The following is a 5836-nucleotide window of genomic DNA, read 5'->3' as shown; positions in this document are numbered from 1 at the left end:
AGGGCACCGAGCCGCCCCCGCCGCTGCGCGAGGACGGCGCCCAGGGTGTCCGCCTGGCCGAGGCGACCGACGCCCCGGACGAGGTCTCGTCGGCACTGGATGAGGCCGCGGCGCAGGAGGGGACGCGGGGCCTCGTCGTCGTCCATCGCGGCGAGATCCTCGGCGAGCGGTACGCCGACGGTTTCGGCCCCGACACCCGCCAGCTCGGCTGGTCCATGGCCAAGAGCGTGGCCTCCACGCTCGTCGGGCGCGCACAGGTCGAGTTCCCCGACGCCGGCCTCGACCCCGACGCCACCGGCCTGCGCCCCGAGTGGACCGACGGACGGTCGCAGATCTCGCTGGACCACCTGCTGCGTATGACCTCCGGCCTCGACTGGGACGAGGAGTACGACCTGGGCACGTCCATCACCCGGATGCTGTTCCTCGAACCCGACATGGCCGCCTTCGCCGCCTCCCAACCGGCCGCCCACGCCCCCGGCGAGTTCCGCCAGTACTCGTCCGGCACGAGCAACATCGTCTGCGACCTGCTGCACGAACGCACCGGGCTGGGGCCGGAGATGGCCGAGGAACTGCTCTTCCGCCCGCTCGGGATGCGCAGCGCAGTCCTCGAGGCCGACGCCTCGGGCGGGTCGGTGTGTAGTTCGTACCTGTGGGCGAGCCCGCGCGACTGGGCGCGGTTCGGTCAGTTCGTGCTCGACGACGGCGAGGTGGACGGACAGCGGCTGCTGCCCGCGGGATGGATGGACTACGCGACGACCGGGGTCCCGGCGGGCGGCGAGCCCGAACCGTACGGCGCCCAGTGGTGGCTCAACACGGCCGGTGACGGGACCCCGCTCCGGTTCACGGGCATGCCGACCGACGCGTTCTGGGCCTCCGGGCACGACGGGCAGTACGTCGTGGTGGTCCCCTCCGCCGACCTCGTGGTGGTCCGCACCGGCTTCTCCCCCGGCTCGACACTCGACGAGGTGGGCGTGGACCGGCTGGTCGGCGACGTCGTGCGCGCGGTCGGCTGACGGGGGCCGGGCGCGGGCGGCTCAGCCCCAGGCGGCCTGGATGCCGGCGCTCGCCCGGTCGACCCGTTCGAGCCGGCTCTCGGTGTACAGGGCGATCTGGTCGACGATCACCCGCATCCGCGCGGCGTCGTCCGGGGCCGAATCCCACAGCGGGCGCAGGACCGGGTCGAGGCCCGCGGGCGCGGACTGGGCGAGGAACTCCGCCACCCGGTGGATCCGGTCCCGCTGGCGGTCCTGCCTCAAGCGGTGGCCGGGGTCGCTCATGACGTAGCGCACCGCCATCGTCTTGAGCATCACCACCTCGGCCTCGACCTCCACCGGCACCTCGAGATCCGCACTGTAGCGGCCGTGCGGCCTGGCCCCGTGCACCTCGCGGGTGGCGTGGATGGCGGGCATGACGAACCGCCCGACCAGCTCACTGGTCAAGGCCTTGAGCGCCACGAACCCGGTGAAGCTCTCGGAGAACGGCTGCACGGCGCGGACCACCTCGAGCGCACCGAGACGCCCGGCGGCCTGCTCCAGCTGATCGGCGTCCGGACCGCGGAACTCCTCCGCGCCCAGTTCCGCGAGCGCGGCGACCTCCGACCGGTCGGACAGCGAGCGCAGGTCCAGCCGGCCGGCGACGATCGCGTCCTCGACATCGTGGACCGAATAGGCGACGTCGTCGGAGAAGTCCATGATCTGGGCCTCGAGGCACCGGGTGTCCCCGGGAGCGCCTTGCCGGATCCACGCGAGGGTGTCCGCGTCATCGGTGTAGGCGCCGAACTTCCGCGTCCCCTCCCGCGGCAGCCACGGGTACTTGGTGGCGGCGTCCAGCGCGGCGCGGGTGAGGTTCAACCCCACCCCACGGCCGGAGGCGTCGACGACCTTGGGCTCGAGCCGCGACAGGATCCGGACGGTCTGGGCGTTGCCCTCGTAACCGCCGAACCCGCGCGCGACCTCGTCCAACGCCCGCTCGCCGTTGTGGCCGTAGGGCGGGTGCCCGATGTCGTGGCTCAGGCCCGCCAGGTCCGCCAGGTCCGGGTCGCACCCCAGCCCGGCCGCGATACTGCGGGAGATCTGGGCGACCTCGAGCGAATGGGTGAGGCGGGTCCGCGGGGTGTCGCCGTCCCCGGGGCCGACCACCTGGGTCTTGTCGGCGAGCCGGCGCAATGCGGCCGAGTGCAGGACGCGGGCGCGGTCCCGGTCGAACGGGCTGCGTTCACTCGCCTTCCCGCGGGCGCGGCCGGAACCCTCGTCGACCCGGCGCTCGGCGTCCGCGGCGTCGTACGCGTATCCCGTCATCCACTTCTCCTCCGGGCGTCACCGCCCCGTCATCCCTGCGGCAGGCCGCATCCGCTCGCGCGACCCGCCCCGGCGGTTCAGTCCGGGAAGTCCACACTGCTCCCGGCGAGCCGGTGGTACTGGTACCAGAGCACCGCGCCCGTCTCCCGGATGATGCCCATGATCTGGTTCTCCCGGGTCCACACCGCCGGCCCGTGGCGGGTCGGCGAGGTCCACGCGTCCAGCCCCGCGTCCCGCGCCATCATGCGCGAGCGATACGAGTGCGTGGGGTCGCTGACCAGCACCACCGACTGCCCGCCCTGGTCGCGCACGGTCTGCGCCACGGCGTCCAGACTGCCCTCGGTGTTGGTCCCGGTCTCCACCGCCAGGATCACCTCCGGGGGCACGCCGAGGCGGGTCAGATAGGCCCGCCCCGACCCGGCCTCCGTGTACAGGTCACCCGGCTGGCTACCACCGACCGTGATGACCTGGGGCGCGACCCCCTCCTCGAAGAGCAGAGCCGCGTGCTCCAGCCGGGCCTGGAACACGGGGGTGGGGATGCCGTTGTACTGCGCCGCGCCCAGCACCACGATCGCGTCGGCCGGAGATCGATCGTCGACACGCGCCACGGACCACACCCGGAACGAGATGAATCCGGGTATGACCAGGCACAACAGCAGTGCGATGGCCAGGAGCCAGCCGACGGCCCTGGACACTGCACGGAGCGGGGACCGGGTTGTTCTTCTCACCCGACCAGTGTGCCAGGGGAGTCCGTCAGCACCCGATCAGGCGCTGGGCGAGGTACCCCTCGACCTGGTCGATCGCCACGCGCTCCTGCGCCATGGTGTCTCGCTCACGGATGGTCACGGCCTGGTCCTCCAAGGTGTCGAAGTCGACCGTGATGCAGAACGGGGTGCCGATCTCGTCGTGGCGGCGGTAGCGGCGACCGATGGCCTGGGCGTCGTCGAAGTCGACGTTCCAGTTCTTGCGCAGCTGGGCCGCCAGATCACGGGCCTTGGGCGACAGGTCCGCGTTGCGCGACAGCGGCAGCACCGCGGCCTTGACCGGCGCGAGCCGGCGGTCGAGCTTGAGCACCGTCCGGGTGTCCACTCCGCCCTTGGCGTTGGGCGCCTCGTCCTCCGTGTAGGCGTCCACGAGGAACGCCATGAGCGAGCGGGTCAGGCCGAAGCTCGGCTCGATGACGTAGGGGATGTACTTCTCACCCGAGGCCTGGTCGAAGTACTGCAGGTCCTCCCCGGAGTGGGTCTGGTGCTGCGTGAGGTCGTAGTCCGTGCGGTTGGCGATACCCATGAGTTCGCCCCACTCGGTGCCGGTGAACCCGAACTTGTACTCGAAGTCGATCGTGCCCGCCGAGTAGTGGGCGCGCTCGTCCTCCGGGACGTCGAAGCGACGCAGGTTCTGCGGGTCGATCCCCAGGTCCACGAACCAGTCCCAGCAGTCCTCGACCCACGTCGTGAAGTGCTCGTCCGCCTCCTCGGGCTTGACGAAGTACTCGATCTCCATCTGCTCGAACTCGCGGGTGCGGAAGATGAAGTTGCCGGGGGTGATCTCGTTGCGGAACGCCTTGCCGATCTGGCCGATACCGAACGGCGGCTTGCGACGCGCGGTGGTCATGACGCTCTTGTAGTTGATGAAGATGCCCTGCGCGGTCTCCGGACGCAGGTAGTGCAGGCCGGTCTCGTTGTCCACGGGGCCGAGGAAGGTCTTCATCAGGCCCGAGAACAGCTGGGGCTCGGTCCACTGGCCCTTGTTCCCGCAGTTGGGGCAGGCGATCTCCGACATCGGGGCCTCGGACGGGTGATCCAGCTTCTTCTTGGCGGCGTACGCCTCCTGGAGATGGTCCTGACGCAGCCGGGTGTGGCAGGACCTGCACTCGACCAGGGGGTCGGTGAACGTCTCGACGTGGCCGGAGGCCTGCCACACCTGGCGGGGCAGGATGATCGACGAGTCCAGGCCCACCACGTCGTCCCGGCCGGTGACGAAGGTGCGCCACCACTGCTTCTTGATGTTGTCCTTGAGCTCCACACCCAGGGGGCCGTAGTCCCACGCCGAGCGCGTACCGCCGTAGATCTCGCCACATTGGTACACCAGTCCTCGGCGCTTGCAGAGGTTGACGACGGTGTCGATGACGGAAGCTGAGGCTGCCACGTCGGGGGTTCTCCCTTGGTGAGTCGGTTGGCGGAGGCGTCGGGTGGACCACCTCGGCGCGGGCCGGCGCCCGGGCACTTTCACCAGGGTATCCGGTCGGCCCCCCGGGTCTGGGATACTGGGGTCCCCTACCCGATACGACGCCGGCGGCGACCGAGCCCGGGAGCGAGCCCGGAAGGTGGAGACGATGCACAGCGGACCCCGATCGACCGGATCCGACCCGGTCACGGACGTCCACGACGCCGACCACCGGGCCTCCCCGGTCCCCCTGCCGCCCGAGCGGGTGGTGTCCGCGGCCGGAGAACTGCTCCGGGCCCTGTCCGCCCCGCTGCGTATCGCGATCGTGCTGCAGCTCCGGGACGGTCCCCGGTGCGTGCACGAGTTGGTCGACGCACTTGGCGTCACCCAGCCGCTGGTCAGTCAGCACCTGCGCATCCTCAAGTCCTCCGGCGTGGTCTCCTCCCACCGGCAGGGTCGGGAAATGCGCTACGAACTATTGGACGAGCATCTGCTCGACATCGTCGAGGCGGCCGTCGGGCACGCCGGGGAGCAGTAGATCCATGACGACACCGGACAAGCCGATCGGCGTGCGGTCGACTCGCCAACGCAGCGCGATCTCCGCTCTGCTCGACGAGTCCAAGGGCTTCCGTTCCGCCCAGGACCTGCACGCCGAACTCCGCGAGCGCGGCGACACGATCGGGCTGACCACCGTGTACCGGACCCTGCAGTCGATGGCCGACGCGGAGGCCGTCGACGTGCTGCGGACCGACTCCGGGGAACTGATCTTCCGGAAGTGCTCCGACTCGCACCACCATCACCTGGTGTGCCGCGTCTGCGGGTTCACCGTGGAGGTCGAGGAGCCGGGGGTCGAGGTGTGGGCCCATCGCGCGGGCCGGGCACACGGGTTCACCGACGTCAGCCACACCGTCGAACTGTTCGGCCTGTGCGCGGAGTGCGCGGCGGGCCAGGCGGGCGGGGCTGGCCTGGCTGACTGACCGGGCGCCCGCGAGTCAGGGGCTGGTGACGCCGCCGAAGCGCCGGTCGCGCTCGGCGTACTCCAGGCACGCCGCCCACAGGTCGCGGCGGTCGAAGTCCGGGAACAGCGTGTCCTGGAAGACGAACTCGGCGTAGGCGGCCTGCCACAGCATGAAGTTGGACGTGCGCAGCTCTCCGGACGGCCGCAGGAACAGGTCCACGTCCGGCATGTCCGGCTCGTCGAGGAACTGGGAGAAGTTGTCCTCCGTGAGGTCGTCGGGCGAGAGTTCGCCGGCGGCCACGCGGCGGGCGAAGTCGCGGGCGGCGTCGACGATCTCGGCGCGACCCCCGTAGTTCACGCACATGGCCAGGGTCATGACCGTGTTGTCGCGGGTGAGCTCCTCGGCCTCCTCGAG

At 70.8% G+C, this 5836-nt stretch carries 7 protein-coding genes; 3 read left to right on the top strand and 4 right to left on the bottom strand.

Features of this window, described 5'->3' with window-relative positions; genetic code table 11:
• Positions 1-1013 (top strand): serine hydrolase domain-containing protein (locus G6024_RS05320; RefSeq protein ID WP_159148236.1); only part of this gene is annotated, 1013 nt, incomplete at its 5' end.
• Positions 1014-1034: 21 nt separating this feature from the next.
• Here the strand turns inward: G6024_RS05320 and G6024_RS05315 are convergent.
• The 3 genes from G6024_RS05315 to G6024_RS05305 form a co-directional block, all read right to left on the bottom strand.
• Entirely contained in the window at positions 1035-2297 is a 1263-nt protein-coding gene (locus G6024_RS05315; protein WP_159148235.1) for a deoxyguanosinetriphosphate triphosphohydrolase, read from the bottom strand.
• A gap of 77 nt (positions 2298-2374) precedes the next feature.
• On the bottom strand, positions 2375-2992 hold the full coding sequence (locus tag G6024_RS05310) for a YdcF family protein (protein ID WP_096905743.1): 618 nt from the start codon (positions 2990-2992) through the stop codon (positions 2375-2377).
• Between the two features lie 58 nt (positions 2993-3050).
• Positions 3051-4445, bottom strand: a complete 1395-nt coding sequence (locus G6024_RS05305; RefSeq protein WP_159148234.1) for a glycine--tRNA ligase — start codon at positions 4443-4445, stop codon at positions 3051-3053.
• Positions 4446-4632: 187 nt separating this feature from the next.
• Between G6024_RS05305 and G6024_RS05300 the strand changes: the two genes are divergently transcribed.
• Together G6024_RS05300 and G6024_RS05295 are read left to right on the top strand one after the other, a co-directional pair.
• Positions 4633-5001, top strand: a complete 369-nt coding sequence (locus G6024_RS05300) for an ArsR/SmtB family transcription factor (RefSeq protein WP_067719606.1) — start codon at positions 4633-4635, stop codon at positions 4999-5001.
• Positions 5002-5005: 4 nt separating this feature from the next.
• The gene (locus G6024_RS05295; protein ID WP_119192832.1) at positions 5006-5440 is read left to right on the top strand and encodes a Fur family transcriptional regulator; all 435 of its coding nucleotides are present in this window, start codon (positions 5006-5008) and stop codon (positions 5438-5440) included.
• A gap of 15 nt (positions 5441-5455) precedes the next feature.
• Here G6024_RS05295 and uppS read toward each other — a convergent pair.
• Positions 5456-5836 (bottom strand): polyprenyl diphosphate synthase (uppS, locus tag G6024_RS05290; RefSeq protein ID WP_159148233.1); only part of this gene is annotated, 381 nt, incomplete at its 5' end.

Origin of the sequence: Dietzia maris (assembly GCF_014144855.1) — a bacterium.
Classification (GTDB): Bacteria; Actinomycetota; Actinomycetes; order Mycobacteriales; family Mycobacteriaceae; genus Dietzia; species Dietzia kunjamensis.
The sequence above is the reverse complement of the archived record's forward strand: the minus strand, read 5'-3'. Positions and strand labels throughout refer to the sequence as shown.